Consider the following 18516-nt stretch of genomic DNA (forward strand, 5'->3'; position numbering starts at 1 on the left):
CTGTTACATGAAACATACGAAAAAAGTCGCCGGTCTGGCCGGCATTGCCAGTGTGCTGTGGGTAGGGCTGACGGCGGCCGTGGCGGCCAGCCAGAAGCGCCTGCTATTCAATCCGCTGGGCAGCAAGCGCGAAGTGCTGCGCCCCTACAGCAGCGGGCACCGCACCCGCCCGGTGGTGATCCGTGCCAAGGATGGCACGCGCTTATCCGGCTGGCTGATGACGCCTCCCGTGCATGGCCCCCATCCGGCGGTGATCTATTTCGGCGGCCGCTCGGAGGAAGTGTCGTGGGTGGCGCGCGACGCGGGCAAGCTGTTCCCCGGCATGGCGGTGCTGGCCGTGAACTATCGCGGCTATGGCGATTCGCACGGTGATCCGGCCGAAACCCATTTTGTCGATGATGGCCGCATGCTGTATGACTGGCTGGCCGAGCGCCACCATGTCGACCCTAAACGGATCGCCGTGGTGGGGCGCAGCCTCGGTTCCGGCGTGGCCGTGCAGGTGGCGATGGAGCGCGATGCCCATGCCATCGTGCTGATTACGCCTTACGATTCCATCCTGGCGATTGCCAAGCGCAAGTTCAAGGCGATACCGGTGGAGTATGTGCTGCGCCACCGCTTCGAGTCGGTCAAATATGCCCATCACCTGAAAGCGCCTACCTACGTACTGCGCGCCGAACAGGATGATGTGGTACCGCATAGCCACACCGACCTGCTGGTGGAAAAGCTGGGTCAGCTGCATGCCGACGAAATCGTGCCCGATTCCGACCACCTCAACATTCCGTATCTGGCCAGCACCCAGCAGCGCATTGCCGGTTTTCTGGCGCAGCGTTTCGACCTGCCTCAGGCGGAGGCGGGCACGATAGCTGCTGCTAACGCTGGTGCTAGTGCCCCGGCGTCGCCGAACCCTTAGTGCCGTGCCCCGTCAGCTGGTTGTGCAGGCGGCGCAAACCTAGCCACACGCCGCTGATCACCAGCGGCACGGCGATGCCCGTCAGTACATCCGGATTGACGGGCAGGTTGGCCGCTTTCATCGCCTTGCCGGCGTAGCCGATCAGCCCCAGCGTGTAGTAGGAAATCGCCACGGCCGACAGGCCTTCCACCGCCTGTTGCAGGCGTAGCTGCTGGGCCGCGCGGGTGTCGAGCGATTGCAGGATTTTGCGGTTCTGGCGTTCCTGCTCGATGCCGACGCGGGTGCGCAGCAGGTCATTGCTGCGGGCGATACGCTGGGCCAGCGTTTCCTGCCGCCGTGCTACCGAGGTGCAGGTGTGCATGGCTGGCGCCAGCCGCCGCCCCATGAATTCGGCCAGCGTGGGCATGCCTTCGATACGCACTTCGCGCAGCTCCTGTATGCGTGCCTGCACCAGACTGAAATAGGCTTGCGAGGCGGCGAAGCGGTAGCTATTGTTGACCGAGATTTTTTCCAGCCGCGCCGCCAGACTGGTAATGCGGTGAAGCAGCCCCTGATCTTGCGGCGTGGCCTGCGGACTGGCGTCGGACTGATCGTTCTGCACCAGTTGCGCGGTCAGTTCGGCCAGTTCGTTTTCGATGCCGTTCAGCTCCGGCTGGGTGGCCTCGGCCTGCGGCAGGCCCAGTAGCGCCATCATGCGGTAGGTCTCGATTTCCAGCAGGCGGCCCACCAGACGGCCGGCCTGATACTCGCGCAACTGCAGGTCCCGCACCACGAAGCGGCTGAAGCCATCGGGCTGGATCAGGAAGTCGGTCCAGACTTCGGCGCCGCTGCCCACATTGCTGCATACCAGCGATTTACCCTGGAATAGCGAGCGGATGGCCGCCGTGCTGGCCTCGTCGCCGGCACGGCCTTTGCACAGCAGCACATGGGCCGCTACGATGATTTTGCCATGCAGGCTGGCCAGCCATTCCTGCGGCACCTGCTGCAGCGGCGTGTGCTGCACGGCCAGATCGCACGGCGTATCGGGCTGGCCCTGTTCGACAAAGGTGTAGGTGGCGAACTCGGTGTGGCATTCCCATTTCAGACGGAACTGGCCGAAGTCGTGGAAGAAGTAGCGTGCCTGTGCATGCGGCACGGCTACGCCATAGTGCATGCATAGCTGCTGCAGGATGTCGTGCTGGCTGCTGCGGTGCTGCTTCTGCGATGGCTGCTCCTGCTTTACGTACAGGGCAAAATGGGTCAGGCTTTCCGGTGCCTGTAGCTGCAGGAAGGGGCGCGAGTGGATTTCCGCCGATAGCGGCACCCGCATGGCGTGATTGAGACTGGCGAAATCGGCGTTACTACGGTAAGCGAGAGACATGGCCTTCCCCGGCGAATACAGATACTGTTAAAACGCGGATTGCTGCAGTGCAGTATAACGCACTGCTGACAATCGCGCGACGGTCGATGTTAGCGGCATTGCCGCAGGCTTGCGATTACTTTTTTGGCGCGATCGATGCCGCTTCGGTATTCGCTGGTGCGGCCGCCGGGGTAGGGGCCGCAGTGGTGGCCGCGATACCTGCGGGTAGCAGGTTGGGGCAGGGCCGGTGCTGGATGTAGCAGGCCAGATTGTCGAAAGTGACGCTGGCGATTTCGCGCATGGCTTCGATGGTGAAGAAGCCCTGATGGCCGGTAACGAGTACGTTAGGGAAGGTCAGCAGGCGCTGGAATACGTCGTCGGCGATGATGTCGCTCGAATGATCGTGGAAGAACAGGCTGGCCTCCTGTTCGTAGACATCGATGGCCAGCGCGCCGAGCTGGCGCGATTTGAGTGCTTCGATCACGGCGGCGGTATCGATCAGACCTCCGCGTGAAGTGTTGACCAGCATGGCGCCCGGTTTCATGCGGGCCAGGCTGGCGGCGTTGATCATGTGGCGCGTGCTGTCCATCAGCGGGCAGTGGAGCGAGACGATATCGGCGCTGGCCAGCAGTTCATCCAGCGGCACGTGGCGCGCCAGAGCAGCCAGCTGGGGCAGCGGCATGGGGTCGCTGATCAGTACTTCACAGCCCAGACCATGGAAGATGCGGGCCGCTGCCGCGCCGATCTGGCCGGCGCCGACGATGCCCACGGTTTTTCCATGCAGGGTCATGCCGAGCAGGCCGTCGAGGGCGAAGTTCCCTTCACGGACGCGCGCATAGGCGCGGTGGGTGTGGCGGTTCAGCGTCATCACCATGGCCAGCGCATGTTCGGCCACGGCTTCCGGCGCGTAAGCCGGCACGCGCGCCATGAACAGGCCCAGTGCGTGGCCGGTCTGCAGATCGACATTGTTAAAGCCTGCGCAGCGCAGCAGCACGGCGCGCACGCCGCTGGCATGCAGCGCGGCCAGCACGCCCGCGTCGAGCTGGTCGTTGACGAACACGCAGACGGCTTCGCAGCCCTGCGCCAGCGGGATGGTGTCCAGCGTGAGCGCATCCGAGAAATACACGGCATCGATGCCGCCAGCGGCAAAGTTCTGCCGCGCTTCGTCAAGGAAGCGGCGGTCGTAAGGCTGGGCGCTGTAGACGGCGAGCTTCATGCCTGCACGCTGTCTGACGCCATCATGGGTATCCATGCCGGCAGGTCGGTCACGCCTACATCTACACCGGCCTGGAACAGCAAAGTGCTGATCTGGCCGCGGTGGTGCGTCTGGTGATTGAAGAAGTGCAGGACCAGACTGCCGAAATGCTTGCAGTAGGCTTCGCCCTTGATGTTCTTGTAGGGGAAAGCCAGAGCCAGATGTTCGGCCGTGACCTGCTGCGACCAGTCGAGAATGACGGCGTCGAGCCGGCTGCGGTGGGCCTGCAGTGCCGCCAGATCGTCGCCAAAGCTCTGCGTCAGGCCGCTGACTGGCGGCTGTTCCAGCAAGGGGGCCAGTGTGCTGTAGGCTGCCGGATGGCCGGCGAAGCGGCGCAGCCAGATGGTGTCGCCCACCAGCAGGTGGTTCATGGTGCCGAGGATGGAGCCGAAGTAGGCTTTGCGGTCGGCCGCCAGTTCGGCATGCGGCAGCTGCGCTGCAGCCGTGTACATCTGCTGGTTCATGCCGGCGTTATATTGCGCCAGAAGCTGGATCGAGGCTGGTGTCATGTCAGGGCTCGCACGGTAATAGTGGCTTTGCATTATACGGTGTTGCTGCCTTGCTGGCGCAGCATCGGGGCGAGCGCGTCCCCGCGTCGCCAGTGCGGCGACGCCGGTGGCCGGAGCGGAGCTCCGCTACTGCTTTAAGCCGCCAGTTCCTGCAATGCCTGCTGGTCTGGCGTGTAGGGGCTGGCCTGCAGTTCGCTCAGCGCGTCGAAGGTGATGAATTGCGGCGGGCGGACCACGTCGTTGCCATACGGTGCCACGCTGACGGTCCACAGCCCCAGTTCTCTGGCGGCTTGCAGGGCAGGAACGGCCGTGTCGATGGCAATGGCGTCCTGCGGCGCAATGCCGATGGCGGCAAGAGCGTGCGCATAGGGGCCGGTGCCGGCAGGGCCTTCGAACGAGGCGCCGCCCGATACCACGGTGAACAGGCTGTTGACGTCGGCGCCAAAGCAGCCGCTGAGCAGGGCCGAAGTGGAATGCGCCGGCAGATCGGTCACGATGCAGATTTTGCCGCCTGCGCTGATGGCGTCATCGATCAGCACCATGGCTGCCTGCAAAGCCTTTTGCGGCTGTGCCGTGATGGCCTGATGGAAGTGGCGGTGCTTGTCGGCGTACAGGGCCGCGACTTTGTCCTTGTCGCGAGCGAATACTTCGCCGTTGATGGCGGCACCGATGGCGCGTGCATAGCCGTGGGTAGCCGCAGCGGCACGCAGTGCCGGCAGCGACCAGCGTACTGACAGGCCGGCGTTTTCGAAGGCCGCGTTGCAGGCGGCGAGGTGCAGGGCTTCGGTGTCGAACAGTACGCCGTCCAGACCGAGGAATATCACGTCTATGCTCATGGTGGGCTCGCAGGTAAGGTTGGTATGAAGTAGATGGTTTGAATATAGAGGTAGAATGAAGTAAAGAAAAATTAGAGTTTTTCTATAATCAATAAGGAATAGCTTATGTATCCTGCGAGTTTTCGCCAGTTACAGGCGCTGGTACTAGTAGCGCGGCATGAAAGTGTGGCGCGTGCGGCGGACGCATTACACGTTACGCAGCCGGCGATTTCGTTGCAAATCCGCACACTGGAAGAGAACGCGGGCATGGCGCTGACGCGCAAGGTGGGGCGCAATATCCAGCTGACGGCGGCGGGCGAGGTGATGGTGGCGTTCTCGGAACGCATATTGCGCCTGTGGGAACAGGCGGGCGACGAACTGGCGGCGCTGCAGGGCGTTACCAGCGGTACCTTGCGTATCGGTGCCGTGACCACGGCGGAGCACTTGCTGCCGCCCATGCTGGTGCCGTTCACGCTGGAGCGCCCCGATGTGCGCTTGAAGTTGCAAGTAGGAAATCGTGCCGAAATCGTACAGATGCTGGCGCGCCATGAAATCGAGCTGGCCATCATGGGCACGCCGCCCCGCGAGCTGCGCACCAATGCGGCCAAATTTGCCCGCCACCCGATGGCGTTTGTGGCCAGCCCCGGCCACCCGCTGATGAAGAAGAAAAAACTCACGCTGAACGATGTGCTGGGCGCCAACCTGCTGGTGCGTGAACGGGGTTCGGGTACGCGCACGGCGGTGGAACGGCTGCTGCGCGAAGCGGGGCACCCGCTGGAATTCGGCTCGGAAGTATCGAGTAACGAGGCGATCAAACGGATGGTGGCGGCGGGGCTGGGCGTGGGCTTTTTGTCCGTGCACGCCTGCGGGCTGGAGTTCGAGGCGGGCTTGCTGGCGGTGCTGCCCACGCCTGCCCAGCCGGTGGAGGCGGACTGGCACATCATGCACCTGACCGATCAGCCGATTCCGAAAGTGGCGGCGGCGTTTCAGGATTTTGTGATCGAGCACGGGCAGGAACTGGTGCGGCGCGAACTGGAAAGCTTTTACAAGCTGCTGGGGCGCCAGCGCAAGCGCGCGGCTGCAGCGGGCTAATTGGTCTAAGTGGGCCTATGTGTAGGCCAAATCACCGGTACACATCTGCTAAGTGTTTGCGTAAGTGTACTGGTACAGATGCGGCAATCATCCCTACAATGAAAACTCATTTCATTACCGGATCACGCCATGTCCCTCGAATTATTCCTGCCCCTGTGCACGTTTGCTGCCATCAGTTCCATCACACCCGGCCCGAATAACACCATGATTCTGGCTTCGGGGCTGAACTACGGCTTCCGCCGTTCGCTGCCGCACCTGTTCGGTATCTGCAGCGGGTTTACCTTCATGATTTTCGCCACCGGCCTAGGCCTGCACACCTTATTCCAGCAAGTGCCTGTGCTGCAGGTAGTGCTCAAATACGCTGGCGCGGCCTATCTCTTGTGGCTGGCATGGAAGCTGGCCCATGCTGCGCCCATGACGGCGGGCGAAGCCAGCACCAGCAAGCCTATGAGCTTTTTTGCTGCTGCAGCATTCCAGTGGGTGAATCCGAAAGCGTGGGTGATGGCGATCGGTGCGCTGACTACCTATCTGCCGGCCGGTTTCAAGGTACTCGATGTGGCCATGCTGGCCGGTGTGTTCGGCCTGATCGGTATTTTCTGCGTGGGCGCATGGGCTTCGTTCGGCGTCGCCATGCGGCAAGTGCTGCAGGATGCCCGTTCGGTGCGTATCTTTAACGTGGTGATGGCGCTGGCGCTGGTGGCCTCGCTCTATCCGATACTGCAGGGCGCGAACTAGAAGCCGGGCAGGTCGCGCAGGCCTGCCCGTACCGCCCGCAGGTCTGCCGGCTGCTCGGCCTGGAGTGCGCGCAGGTAGCCACGCGCAAAGGCGATATGGGCTGCTGCCGCATGCTGTTCTTGGCCCAGTTGCTGCAGCAGACGCTCGGCCACCACCAGATCGTTATGCCGGCCCAGCTCTTCCTGCGTGGTTTCCAGCGTCGCCAGATATTTGCGCAGCGCCTTGCCGCGATACAGCGTGCGGAAGAATTCCAGTGCATAGCGGGCCTGCTTGGCGGCGATGCGCGTACTGTGCATGCTGGCTGCATCCGTCTCGCTCATGCGCTTGGCCCGCTTGAGCAGGGCTTTATGCAGACGCTGCATGGTGTGGCGGGAAAATTCTGCTGCGCTGGTGCTGCCATCATTCATGCCGCTCACCATGCCTGCGCCTGTACCAGTACTGGTGCTGGCGCCGGCAGCGCTGCCGGTAATCAGCCAGTATCCCGTCTGTAGCAGCAAACGCGTGTAGCGCGGCGATTGCAATGCCTGTGCCGCTTGCTGCCTGTGCGCTACCACCTGTTGCTGCACCAGCGCCGGCAGATCATGCAGTCCGCCCGGTCCGCCGGGGCTGGCCTGTACGCGGGCCAGCGTGGCGCTGCCTAGCACTTCCCAGTCGCGCGCATGGCCCAGCACCTGTGCCAGCCAGCGCCAGTCGTCCCTGATCTGCCCGGGGCAGGGCGCCGCGCCGCGGAACAGTTTGAGCGCCGAGCGCAGACGGCGCACGCCCACGCGCATCTGGTGCAGCGCTTCGCCATGGTCGGTATGAATCACGGCCTGCTCGTTGTCCTGTACTTGCTGCAGGCAGTTGAAAAATATGGCGTGGCGCGCTTGTGCCAGCGTGGCGTCGGTGGCCAGCGTCAGCGGGCGGGCATGGCACGCCTGCGTGCCGGTCTGGCGGCACAGGCTGTAACCACGCTGGGCCTTGTTGATGTTACTGAGCTGTAGCGGCAGGCGTTCCAGCAGCTGCAGGGCCAGGGCGAACAGATGTTCCGGCTTGCCTTGCTTGAGTTCCAGTTCGATCTCGTTGACGGGCACTTGCTGGCCGTGCCGTTCGATATGGCCGCAATCGAGCACTAGTTCGATCTGGCTGCCGGCAAAATCGAGTTGCCAGATTTCGCGTTCGACGATGACGGCAAACAGCGCTTCCAGCCGTGGCTTGAGCTGCGCTGCTGCCAGTACTTCCAGCCAGTGCGCATCCTTGCCGATCAGCCTGCGTAGCTTGCCCAACTGCGGCCATGGCCGGCTGACGGGACCTTCCCATTCATTGCGCTGGTGCAGACCGTTCTGCACGCTGCCGCCAGCCTTCATGGTCTGTACCCAGACGCCATCTTCCTTGCGCACGCGCAGGCCCGCGCCGTGGCGCAGCAGGTGCAGGTCGGGCGTATCGAAATAATGCGCCACCAGTTGCTGGCTGCGCGTAGCGAGGCCTGCCAGCAAAGGGTGCTGGCGTAGCGTTTGATTGTCTTCCGGCGCGAGCAGGAGTTTGAGTTCGACTTCCATGGAGCTAGTGTAGCGCAGCTTGCAGTTGGATGAGCGCCGCCCATGCAGGGATGGCGCGCTGCCAGAATTCATCGATGCTGGCAGCGCCAATGTCGAGGCCGAGGAAGCGTGCCGCAGGAATCAGTGCATGCTGCAGCAGCTGTTCGGCAGGTACGCCCTGATCGAAAGCGGTGGCGCCGGTCTGCTTGGAGAGCTTGTCGCCCTGTGCATTGCACACCACCGGCACATGCAGATAACGCGGCTGCGGCAGGCCCAGCACCTGCTGCAGATATAGCTGGCGCGGGGTGGAGTCGAGCAGGTCGGCGCCGCGCACGATGTCGGTAATCCCCTGCGCGCCATCGTCCACCACCACGGCCAGCTGGTAGGCCCAGTAGCCATCGGCACGCCGGATGATGAAGTCGCCGACTTCGTCGGTCAGGTCCTGCTGCACATGGCCGGCCCAGCGGTCGTCGAAGGCGAGCACGCAGTGCGGTTCCACCGGCACTTTCAGACGCAGCGCACGGGCGCTTTTGCCAGCGGCCAGACCGTGGCGGCAGGTGCCCGGATAGATCAGCGTCTGCGCCTGCCGGCCGCGCAGGCTGGTTTGCGAATCGGCGATTTCGCGGCGCGAGCAGCCGCAGGGGTAGACCAGATCGCCCAGCTGGAGCAGGGCCTGTTCATAAAGTGCCGTGCGTTCCGTCTGGCGTGTGAGTTCGCCGTCCCAGTGCATGCCGCAGCGTTGCAGCGAGCTGACGATGTGCTGCTCGGCACCGGCCACATTGCGGTCGCCATCGACATCTTCGATACGCAGCAGCCACTGGCCGTGGTGGGCGCGGGCGTCCAGATAGCTGGCCATAGCGGCCACCAGCGAGCCGAGATGCAGCGGGCCGGTAGGCGAGGGCGCGAAGCGGCCGATATAGGGTGGGCGGTCTGTCATGCCGCCATTTTAGCGCGGCGATGGTCTACAATGTACGCGCGGCAAAATTACCCAGTCCGCCCACAATACTTAAGAACTCAGGAAATCATGCAAAAAATGACCCCCTCCTATCTTGCTTGCGCCGTGGCTATGAGTCTGGCGCTGGCATTCCCTGTTCATGCTGGCAGCGGCAATAACGGCGGCACTGCCGTCAAGGAAGCACCGCTGCGCGCCCATCTGGCCTTTCTCGCCAGCGACGTACTGGAAGGCCGCGGTACTGGCCAGCGCGGTGCCGATCTGACGGTAGCCTACCTCGAAGCACAGACACAGGCACTGGGCCTGAAGCCGGGCAATGGCGACAGCTTCCGTCAGTCCGTCATGATCGCCGGCGTCAAGACCGATGCTGCAGCCAGCACGCTGGCACTGCAGGCTGGTGGTCAGGCGCTGCCTATCCGTTTCGGTGACGACTGGGTGTTCGCTCCGGGCGATGCCACTGCCACCCACAGCTTCGACAGCGATCTGGTATTCGTCGGCTACGGCATCACGGCACCGGACGAGCAGTGGAACGATTTCAAGGGCGTGGACCTGAAGGGTAAAACGCTGGTGGTGATGGTCAACGACCCGCAGCCAACGGCCGAACAGCCTAACCGTTTCAATGGCAAAGGCCTCACCTATTATGGCCGCTGGACCTACAAGTTCGAAGAAGCACGCCGTCAGGGCGCAGCCGGTGTGCTGCTGATCCACACCACGCCATCGGCCTCGTACGGCTGGAGTGTGATCCAGAACAGCTGGTCCGGCGTCGAGCGCTTCCAGCTGGCCGCTGGCACGCTGGGCACCCAGCTGCAAGGCTGGATGACGGAAGCCACCGCCAAGGCGCTGTTCTCGGCAGCTGGGCAGGATCTCGATGCGCTGCGCGCTGCGGCGGAACGCAAGGACTTCAAGCCCGTGCCGCTGGCCGCAAAACTGACCGGCACCATGCAGGCCGCCGTGCGCAAGGTCGAGCAGTTCAACGTGGCTGCGGTCGTGCCGGGCACCGATCCCAAGCTGAAAGACGAAGTAGTGATCTACAGCGCGCACTGGGACCATCTGGGCAAGCAGGGCGACGCGACGGGCGGCAAGGATGTGATCTTTAACGGTGCAGTGGATAACGCTTCCGGTTCGGCAGCGCTGCTGGCGATGGCACAGGAAGCCATCCGCATTCCGGCCAAGCGCAGCCAGATGTTCCTGTGGGTGGCGGCGGAAGAGCAGGGCCTGCTCGGTAGTGCGGCCTATGCCGCAGCGCCACTGTGGCCGCTGGCGAAGACGGCTGCTAACCTGAATCTGGATAGTCTGAACTTTGTCGGCGCTACGCGCGACATCGGCACGCAAGGCAGCGAACGCACGGAACTGGGCACGCTGGCTGCCTCCACGGCCAAGGCCATGGGCATGCGCATCGCCGATGCCGAGCCGGATCTGGCGGGCGGCTACTTCCGCAGCGATCACTTCAACTTCGCCAAGAACGGTGTGCCGGCCTTCTCGATCGAATCGGGCCGCGATTACATCAAGGACCCTGCTGCTGCCAAGGCCAAAGCTGCTGCCTACGGCCCGCGCTACCATCAGGTGACGGATGAATACGATGCCAGCTGGGATCTGTCGGGCATGGTGCAGACCGCACAGTACACGCTCAATCTGGGCCGTCTAATTGCCAACGGCGCCAAGCTGCCCGAGTGGAAAGCGGGCGACGCCTTCGCCCAGCCGCGCAACAAGAAGTAAGCAGCACGCCAGCACGCGCTGGCGTCAGGAAAACGGCGGACAGTAGCCGATACTGTCCGCCGTTGCTGTTTCTGCTGCCAGAGCGGTCTTAGTGGTGGAACGAGACGGTGATGGTGGTGCCCGTCAGGTCGATGCCGCGGATGGCGATGCTGCCGAAGCTAGGCCCTTCCGATCCCTTGACGCGGATGTTATCGAAATTGATTTCACCGATAGAGGACGGCATGGCGAGCGTCAGCGAACCATCCTTGTTGATGGTGGCAGTGGCTTTGCTGGGATCGTAGACCACATTCTTCATGCTGGTATCGGCTTCCAGAAAACCCAGCACGGGATTGACGATCTTGGCCATGTCGCCTATCACTTCCAGCCCGTTATGCTTGGCATCCTTGACGGCGTTGACCAGCTGGTCGCTCAGACCCTGCGCCGAAGTGTCACCGAGTTCCTCTTCGCTCATGGCCTGCAGGCCGGGGCGCTCGTTGATCTGCATGCCGCGCTGGTCCTTGCTCAGCATGACAGGCGTGCCGATGGCCAGCGAAGGCAGGGCCTGGGCGGCATAGCCTTCCAGCGGCGCCAGCAGCGAGGTAGCGATGGCTGCGGCCATACGCAGACGGCGCTGCTTGCGCAGAGCGTCTTCGATGTGCTGCTGGGTGATGAGGTTAAGCTCGGCAAAAATGTCACCGAGCCGCTGGCCCGTTTTGCGCTGGGTTTCAATTGCATGCGCCAGCTGTTCTTCCGTAATCAGCTTCTGTTTAACCAGCAGCTGACCCAGCATCGATTTATTCTGGGTATTCGACAACCATCCCATCGCTGTTCTCCTGTGTTGTTTTTATGCCGACTTGCGGGGCAGGCCAGCCTGTAGCGATTCCGGTTCCGGCCCTGATTGATGTGCCATATGCACAATATCCGAAGGCGCCATACCGAACCAGCGCTTGCAGGCGCGGTAGAACGCACTCGGTTCCGAGAAGCCGAGCTGGAAGCTTAGCATTTTTAGCGACAATTCCCCGCAACTGAGCGACTGGCGTGCCAGTTCGCGTCGGGTATCGTCCACCAGACTGGTAAAGCTGGTGCCTTCTTCGGCCAGCCGGCGCTGCAGCGTGCGTTCGCTCATCATCAGCTGGGCAGCCACATCGTCGCGGTGCGGCGGGCCTTTCGGTAGCAGGCTGGCCAGCAGGGCCTGTACTTTGGCGCTGAAGGTGGGCGGCTCGGCTTTGGCCAGCGATGCCAGCACCGGTGCGCCGCTGCCTGCGGCCAGCGGCGGATTGGCCGGCAGCGCCATCACCAGATCGGTATCGGAAAATTCCATCACGTTCTGCGGCATGTTGAACTTGACGGGGCAGCCGAAAGTCTCCTGGTAGATGTGGGCATTGGCCGGCTCGGGGAAGGTGTATTCCACCACCACCGGCGCGATGTCGTCGCGGCCTGCAGCGCAGCGCAGTGAGCGCAGCAGCACGCACCAGACGAAGTCGTAGCGTTGCTGCGGCACCACGCGCTGGGCGCCGGGCAGCAGCAGCCCGACGCGGGTATTGCCATGACAGCGTTCGATCGAACTTTGCACCGTAGGCGAAACCAGCATGATGTGGCCCATCACGCCCAGCCAGCCCAGCCGGTGCGGCGAGGAGATCTTCAGGCCGATCAGCGGATCGCCCGATTGCGCCACCACCAGTTCCCACAGGTGGCTCAGTTTATCGGATAGCGTCAGCGCATCGCAGGCCAGACCTTCGCCTTCGCTCAGGCCAGCTTCGGCAAACAGTGCATCAGCCGCAACGCCGGAACTGGTCAGGCGCGATTTGACGCCACGTACCAGATGCAGGGCGGACGAGTAGCTCATGGCGTTACCGCAGCACGCAAGCGCAGGCCGATTTTTTCTTTCAGGCCCTGCAGTTTAGGATCGATCACGGCGCGGGTATCGGCGGCTACGCCTTCGCCCAGCGTCTTCTGCATTTCCGGCAGCATGTTCTCGAATTTTTTCTTCACGGGCGATTCCAGAATCGCGATCAGCTGGCGCAATTCTTCGTCGCTGAAGCGCTCGGCCAGCAGCGGCGCGATCTTGGCCTGTATCAGCTTGTCGGCGCTGGCTTTGGTGATGGGCGTGGCATCGGCCATGAAAGCCTTGGCTTCGTTGACGATGTCGACCATGGCAGCGTCGCGCTTTTCCGGTGCGGCGCGGCCTTGCAGCATGGCGCGCGCTTGCTGCACGGCGTCGCCGACCGGCACTTGCAGCATGGACTGGCCGATATTGTCGGGGTTCCACAGCTTCAGCACCTGTTCGACCAGCGCCTGTTTGGATGGCGCGGCCGGTGCAGCATAGGCGCCGGCGCAGGCTGCGCTCAGGGCCAGTACCAGCAGGCTGCGGGTGAGGATGGGTGTGCTCATAGTTTGCTCCTTCTACAATCAGAAACGCTTGTTGATTTCAAATCCGACATAGCGCACGTGGATATCGCCGTTGACGTTCTGTCCGGCGTACGGGTTATAAATAATGTTCAGGAAGTTGCTGCAGTTGAGGTTGCAGTCAGTGTTGGCCGGCACGTTGTAGCGGCCTTTCATATACGAGCCGGTGACACTGATATCCATGTTCTTGCTGACTTTGAAGTTCAGACCTGCGCTGAGCAGTTTGGTATTGGGCAGCGGTGCCAGCAAGTCGATTTTGTCGTTGGGCACAGAGGTCTTGCGCGGTTCGAAGCCGAAGCGCAGGGTCAGACGGTCCATCGGGTAAAGCTGCAGGCCGTAGGCAAAATTCACCAGACTCCGGTAGCCGCGCGGGATCACTAGCTTGCCCGAATCGGGTATGCCGTACAGGCGCGCCACTTCCAGCAGCTTGATGCTCTGGTCGAACTGGAAGCGCAGCGCATCCCATTCGCTCCAGCGCGCATAGCTGGCATCGACATTGAGCTGCACCAGATTGATAGGGCGCAGCTTGATGCCTACCTGCAGATGGGAAGGGAAGGGAATGATGGCGCTCATATTGCCCTTCTGGGTGGCCGGAATCGAACTGGGGAAGCCCAGCGTGGCGCCCGCGATCGGCCCGAGCAGACTGGCGTTCATGCCGCGCACGAAATTGCGCAGCATGGGTTCCGTGTCGAACTGGTAGTAGCCTGTGTAATGGGTTTTCGAGCCGCCCTGGTACACCACGCCCAGCGCGAAGCGGGGATTAGGCTCCCACAGCACGCCGAGGTTGAGCGTGGGATCGAACGGCGCCGTCATTTCGAGGCGCATATTGGCGGCTTTCTTGAACGGGCTGACCATGCCGTCCTTGCCGCCGCCGCACACGCCGAAGCCCAGCACGTCGATGATGTTGCCGCCGTCCTCGGGACACCAGCCTTTCTGCAGCTGGCCGAATACGCCCAGCAGCTCATTGGGGAAACGCATATTGGTGTCGACCACGAAGGCAGCGTGGGCAATCGGCACGGCGACGCCGAAACGCAGCGTATCGGAATATTTGTAGCCGACCGAGGGCGACAGATACACCAGCCGCTGGATCTGTTCCTTGCGGCCCTGATACTGGCCCGGATCGTTGGGATCGGTGGTGCGGTCCAGACTCATGGCCTGCGACATATAGCTGTCGGTGGCAAAGGTCCATGGCGAGCCGGCCTTGTTCCATGCCATGCCCACGCCGGGCACGGCCACGGCAGGCAGCCGCCAGCCCGGCACGCCGTAGCCGGGCACGAACATGATCTGGCGCACCGGCCCCGTGCTGGTATTGGAGAGCGGATCGTCGCGCCAGCCGCCGATGTCGAAATTCGGTCCCGGCGTAAAGCTGGCCGAGGTGCGGATCGAGGCGACGAAGTTGTGGATGCTTTCGCTGTCGCCGCTCAGGCGCGCCAGTCCGGCCGGATTGAAGTGGATCGACGCGATGCCGGGCGGATCGGCCGTGACGGCATTGCCGAGCGACATGGCGACCACGCTGGTGGTCAGGTTTTCCGTCAGCGCTGCCTGCGTCGCTTGCGGCCACAGGACCGCAGCGGCGGCAAGCGCGCCTGCCACGGCAAGGGCTGCCGGGTGCGGGCGTAAGGTGGCGTGCGGGTTCATGGCAGCGCGGTCCGCTCAGGCTTAGAAGTTGAGCGGCATGTTCATGCCGACTGTCATGTTGGGCGAATCCGGCGTCAGACCGATACCCACCGTCAGGTTGATGGTGGTTTTAGGCGAGATGCGGTAGCCCAGACCCATATTGAGCAGACTGGAGGTCTGCATATGGGTTTTGGCTTCCAGCCCGTCGGCGAAGCGCAGCTTGGAGCCGGCCGAAATCGCCTGCTGGAAGGACAGTGTGGTGGAAATGCCATACGACAGCGCGTAGGCAAAGCCCATGCCGAAGCCTACGGTTTTACCGGGCTGCACGCGGGTCAGGATACGGGTGCCATTCACCTGCCACAGGTTCTTGGCCGGCGCGCTGGCGGTGAAGTTCAGCGAGCCGAACAGTGCGACCGGATCGACGATGCGGTTCACGCTCAGACCGCCCGTAAAGGCGGCCACGCCGCTGCCGGTGGCTTCGCCGCTGCCGGCGATGATCTTGAACGGGCTGCGTCCGGTCGGCAGGCGCAGATTGCTGGTCAGGGTCACGCCGGGACGGTCGCGCTTGGCCTCGAACGGCTGCCAGCGTGCGCCCAGTGCCAGATCGCCTAGCGAATTGGAGGCGCCGTTGGACAGGTTGTTGTCCGAGTAGCGCGAGATGAAGGGCATGGTGACATTGCCGGTCAGGTTGTCGAGCAGGCCGTAGTCCACCGAGAAGGTATTGGTGACGCTGTGCGAGCTGGTGTTCTCGATGTTGAACAGGGTGGCACTGCCGTTGGCCAGATCGGTGACGATGCGTTCTTCGCCTACGTAGGAGTAGGTGATGTCGTAGGTCACGGCCACCTGCTTGCGGCGGATCAGCGAGTACTGTTTGTCCACTGCCGTCAGGGTCTGCTGCAGCAGGGCGCTCTGGTCGCCTTCGCCTTCTTTCTTGGCCAGTGCATCGCGCGCGGCGTCAGCGCTGGCCGGTGCGGCGCCCGGTGCCGGTGCGGGTGGCGTGGTGTTGAGCTGGGCAAAGGCCGGTGCGGCGGTCAGCGCGCCAAGAGCGAGGGCGAGAGGAAGGGCGAGGGACGGGGTGGTCGGGAACTTCATGGTGGATCATCCTTGTGAGAGTGGGCTGGGCGCTGCGGTGGCTGATAGGGTTTTAGTTACGATGCATCCAGGTACCTGCGGCGCCCGAATTGACAGCCCGCAGTAACTGCTGGGCAGAGTTGCTCATGGGGCCATCGAGCCGGCCCTTGTTGGTGACGCGGTCCATGTCCGTGACGCCAAGTTCCAGATCAGTCAGCGCCAGCTTGGCGACGGGCTGCTGGCCGGCCGCGGGGGAGATGATGAACAGGGTGTTCTTGTCCCACCAGCGGCCGAATTCTTCGACCGAAAAGACGATGTTGCCAGCCGACGGATCGGCCAGAAACACCACGCCGTCGCGGATGCCGCGCAAGACCACGAAGTGTTTGGAGCCGGCGTAATCGATGGGCACGATGGCCGGCTCGGTGAGTTCCATCAGGTCCTTGATTTCGGCGCGGAAGCCGGCGCCGGACAGGCCCAGCGAGCCGACGTAGCGCTTCATGTCGAGCAGGGAGAAGCCGCGCCGCTCGATGATTTTTTCCTTCTCGCCCTTTTCCAGCATGCCTTCCATGGCCTGCTGTTCGTTGACCATCACACCGAGGTGGTAGTTGAGGATGGTGACCAGCGCAGCCGAGCCGCAGCTGAAGTCGAAAGCCTGGCGCACAATGTGGCGGTACTTGAGTTCCGAGAACGGTTCCGACTTGAACGACTGCACGTAGCTGCCCCCGCCCAGCAGGTTTTGCGGCATTTCGTACTGGTCGTTAGGCCGGTCTAGCGGGGTGTGGCGTTCGATCAGGCCACCACCGCCGATGACGGCGGCGAGCACGCCGAGCAGGATCATCAGCATGATCAGCCCGCCCGGTTCGCACGCGCATCAGGCGTGCAGAACACGCGCATTGCCCGCGCGTGAAACAGGTTTTTCCGGGGCGCAGAGTAAGCGCGGCCCCGGGGCGTCTGGCGCCCCATTGCAGGTGTCATGTAGTCTCCAAATCTGCTTATACGAACGACCGTGCTTTTATTGGGCACTAAGGGTCCGCGGTTTTTTATTGATGCCATTAACGCATGCATCGGTTCCGCTAGGCATTCTTTTTTTTAGAAATGTACCTCTAGATTTTTTCGGCACAGGCTGTGGTAGCCGGGACAACTTATTTGCAACATTGCTCTCACTCTCAGTGGCTCTCAGGGTCAAGTCGTTGGCTTTTTGGGTCAGCGCGAAAAGATAGACCGTTGTTCAACAGGACTTTTAAGATGGAATCACTTAATAGCCAAATATTAAGATTTCACGCACCAAGCAGTGCACCCCGAAACTCCTACCCGGAGCCTAGGAAGGACCTGAGGAACGTGAGCCCACATTACAAAACCAACATAAACCCGGAGATCACAAATGCAAATCGTTAAAACCGCAATCGCTGCAGCCCTGGCATCCTTCGCTTTCTCGGCTTCGGCCATGACCCCGATTCAAGACGCAGAACTGAGCACCGTCAGCGGTCAGGACGGCGTGTCGATCGCTGCCAATCTGAACATCAAGATTGATTCCTTCGTCTACACCGATACCGACGCAGTCGATGCCAACGGTCTGGGTGGTGGTTCGGTGAGCTTCAACGGTATCAAAGTGAACGGCCTGATCGCCGCGAACATCGACATCCTGTCGAAGAACTCCTTCCTGATGGCCGCAGCGGCTGCCGGCGTGACCGACTCGGGCACCTTCTACAACAAAGCCACCGGCGGCGACGTGGTGCAGATCGCCATCCCGCAAAGCGTGGTAGCGGACGGCCACTACCTGAACGTGTCGGTTGACTCCATCAAGATGGGCAACAGCGCTGCTTCCTTCGGTTCGGTAGCGATGAACCAGATCGACATGCGCGGCACCACCGTGTGGATCTTCGCACACTAATCTGGCGACGCAACGCAACGAACTGGCCTGACGGGTCTGTAGCTTGGCCTGACAGGTCAGTGTAGCAAGCTAGACGGTAACAAAGCTGCGGCCCTAAGATGGCTTAGCAGCACAACAAGTAAGAAAACAAAAACACAACCATATTGGTTCACTACATACACGGAGACTTACAATGCAATTCTTCAAAACCGCAATCGCAGCAGCCCTGGCAACCGTCGCTTTCTCGGCATCGGCCATGACCCCAATTCAAGACGCAGAGCTGAGCACCGTTAGCGGTCAGGACGGCGTATCGATCGCTGCTAACCTGAACATCAAAATCAATTCCTTCACCTACACCGACACCGACGCAGTCGATGCCAACGGCCTGGGTGGTGGTTCGGTAAGCTTCAACGGCATCAAAGTTAACGGCCTGATCGCCGCTAACATCGACATCCTGTCGAAAAACTCCTTCCTGATGGCTGCAGCAGCTGCCGGCGTGACCGACTCGGGCACGTTCTACAACAAAGCCACCGGCGGCGACGTGGTGCAGATCGCTATCCCGCAAACCGTGGTAGCGGACGGCCACTACCTGAACGTGTCGGTAGACTCGATCAAGATGGGCAACAGCGCTGCTTCCTTCGGTTCGGTTGCCATGAACCAGATCGACATGCGCGGTACCACCGTCTGGATCTTCGCTCACTAATCAGCTGAGCTTCAACAGCAGCCGCGCAAG

The 18516-nt window shown here is 62.2% G+C and carries 18 protein-coding genes; 6 read left to right on the forward strand and 12 right to left on the reverse strand.

The window, feature by feature from the left end; translation table 11 throughout:
- The first annotated feature begins 7 nt into the window (after positions 1 to 7).
- A complete protein-coding gene (locus tag GTP27_RS11485; protein ID WP_161039327.1) occupies positions 8 to 910 on the forward strand; it encodes an alpha/beta hydrolase in 903 nt (300 codons plus the stop codon).
- Here GTP27_RS11485 and GTP27_RS11490 read toward each other — a convergent pair.
- From GTP27_RS11490 to GTP27_RS11505, 4 genes are all read right to left on the reverse strand, one after another.
- Positions 882 to 2270 carry a DUF3422 family protein gene (locus tag GTP27_RS11490; protein ID WP_161039328.1) on the reverse strand — a complete coding sequence of 463 codons (1389 nt, stop codon included), beginning with the start codon at positions 2268 to 2270 and terminating at the stop codon, positions 882 to 884. The genes GTP27_RS11485 and GTP27_RS11490 overlap by 29 nt on opposite strands.
- Positions 2271 to 2385: 115 nt before the next feature.
- Positions 2386 to 3465 carry a 2-hydroxyacid dehydrogenase gene (locus GTP27_RS11495; RefSeq protein WP_161039528.1) on the reverse strand — a complete coding sequence of 360 codons (1080 nt, stop codon included), beginning with the start codon at positions 3463 to 3465 and terminating at the stop codon, positions 2386 to 2388.
- Complete coding sequence (locus GTP27_RS11500) at positions 3462 to 4013, reverse strand: DinB family protein (RefSeq protein WP_161039329.1); 552 nt, start codon at positions 4011 to 4013, stop codon at positions 3462 to 3464. Before GTP27_RS11500 ends, GTP27_RS11495 begins: the two co-directional genes overlap by 4 nt.
- A gap of 134 nt (positions 4014 to 4147) precedes the next feature.
- Complete coding sequence (locus GTP27_RS11505; RefSeq protein ID WP_161039330.1) at positions 4148 to 4849, reverse strand: HAD family hydrolase; 702 nt, start codon at positions 4847 to 4849, stop codon at positions 4148 to 4150.
- A gap of 105 nt (positions 4850 to 4954) precedes the next feature.
- On the opposite strand from GTP27_RS11505, the gene GTP27_RS11510 reads away from it, so the two are divergent.
- Both GTP27_RS11510 and GTP27_RS11515 read left to right on the forward strand, forming a co-directional pair.
- Positions 4955 to 5920, forward strand: a complete 966-nt coding sequence (locus GTP27_RS11510) for a LysR family transcriptional regulator (protein WP_161039331.1) — start codon at positions 4955 to 4957, stop codon at positions 5918 to 5920.
- 129 nt (positions 5921 to 6049) lie between these two features.
- Positions 6050 to 6655 (forward strand): LysE family translocator, encoded by a 606-nt coding sequence (locus GTP27_RS11515; protein WP_161039332.1) that lies wholly within the window; start codon positions 6050 to 6052, stop codon positions 6653 to 6655.
- Here GTP27_RS11515 and GTP27_RS11520 read toward each other — a convergent pair.
- Both GTP27_RS11520 and gluQRS read right to left on the reverse strand, forming a co-directional pair.
- Complete coding sequence (locus GTP27_RS11520; protein WP_161039333.1) at positions 6652 to 8193, reverse strand: CYTH and CHAD domain-containing protein; 1542 nt, start codon at positions 8191 to 8193, stop codon at positions 6652 to 6654. The two genes, GTP27_RS11515 and GTP27_RS11520, sit on opposite strands and share 4 nt — an antisense overlap.
- Positions 8194 to 8197: 4 nt before the next feature.
- A complete protein-coding gene (gene gluQRS / locus GTP27_RS11525; RefSeq protein WP_161039334.1) occupies positions 8198 to 9109 on the reverse strand; it encodes a tRNA glutamyl-Q(34) synthetase GluQRS in 912 nt (303 codons plus the stop codon).
- Positions 9110 to 9196: 87 nt separating this feature from the next.
- Between gluQRS and GTP27_RS11530 the strand changes: the two genes are divergently transcribed.
- Positions 9197 to 10840, forward strand: a complete 1644-nt coding sequence (locus GTP27_RS11530; protein WP_161039335.1) for a M28 family peptidase — start codon at positions 9197 to 9199, stop codon at positions 10838 to 10840.
- Positions 10841 to 10928: 88 nt separating this feature from the next.
- Here GTP27_RS11530 and GTP27_RS11535 read toward each other — a convergent pair whose 3' ends face one another.
- The 6 genes from GTP27_RS11535 to GTP27_RS11560 are packed head-to-tail and all read right to left on the reverse strand — an operon-like array spanning position 10929 to position 16757.
- Complete coding sequence (locus GTP27_RS11535) at positions 10929 to 11642, reverse strand: cyclic di-GMP-binding domain-containing protein, MshE-related (protein WP_161039336.1); 714 nt, start codon at positions 11640 to 11642, stop codon at positions 10929 to 10931.
- Positions 11643 to 11663: 21 nt separating this feature from the next.
- Complete coding sequence (locus GTP27_RS11540) at positions 11664 to 12665, reverse strand: AraC family transcriptional regulator (RefSeq protein ID WP_161039337.1); 1002 nt, start codon at positions 12663 to 12665, stop codon at positions 11664 to 11666.
- Complete coding sequence (locus GTP27_RS11545; protein WP_161039338.1) at positions 12662 to 13210, reverse strand: DUF2059 domain-containing protein; 549 nt, start codon at positions 13208 to 13210, stop codon at positions 12662 to 12664. The genes GTP27_RS11540 and GTP27_RS11545 overlap by 4 nt, the downstream gene beginning before the upstream one ends.
- Positions 13211 to 13228: 18 nt before the next feature.
- Positions 13229 to 14863: an OmpP1/FadL family transporter gene (locus GTP27_RS11550; RefSeq protein ID WP_161039339.1), complete on the reverse strand. Its 1635-nt coding sequence runs from the start codon at positions 14861 to 14863 to the stop codon at positions 13229 to 13231.
- Positions 14864 to 14884: 21 nt separating this feature from the next.
- A complete protein-coding gene (locus GTP27_RS11555; RefSeq protein WP_161039340.1) occupies positions 14885 to 15934 on the reverse strand; it encodes a transporter in 1050 nt (349 codons plus the stop codon).
- 52 nt (positions 15935 to 15986) lie between these two features.
- Positions 15987 to 16757 carry a C39 family peptidase gene (locus GTP27_RS11560; RefSeq protein ID WP_161039341.1) on the reverse strand — a complete coding sequence of 257 codons (771 nt, stop codon included), beginning with the start codon at positions 16755 to 16757 and terminating at the stop codon, positions 15987 to 15989.
- Between the two features lie 537 nt (positions 16758 to 17294).
- Between GTP27_RS11560 and GTP27_RS11565 the strand changes: the two genes are divergently transcribed.
- A complete protein-coding gene (locus tag GTP27_RS11565; RefSeq protein ID WP_161039342.1) occupies positions 17295 to 17804 on the forward strand; it encodes a DUF6160 family protein in 510 nt (169 codons plus the stop codon).
- 172 nt (positions 17805 to 17976) lie between these two features.
- Positions 17977 to 18486, forward strand: a complete 510-nt coding sequence (locus tag GTP27_RS11570) for a DUF6160 family protein (RefSeq protein ID WP_161039343.1) — start codon at positions 17977 to 17979, stop codon at positions 18484 to 18486.
- The last annotated feature ends 30 nt before the right edge of the window (positions 18487 to 18516 follow it).

The organism is Duganella qianjiadongensis (assembly GCF_009857915.1).
Lineage (GTDB): Bacteria > Pseudomonadota > Gammaproteobacteria > Burkholderiales > Burkholderiaceae_D > Rugamonas > Rugamonas qianjiadongensis.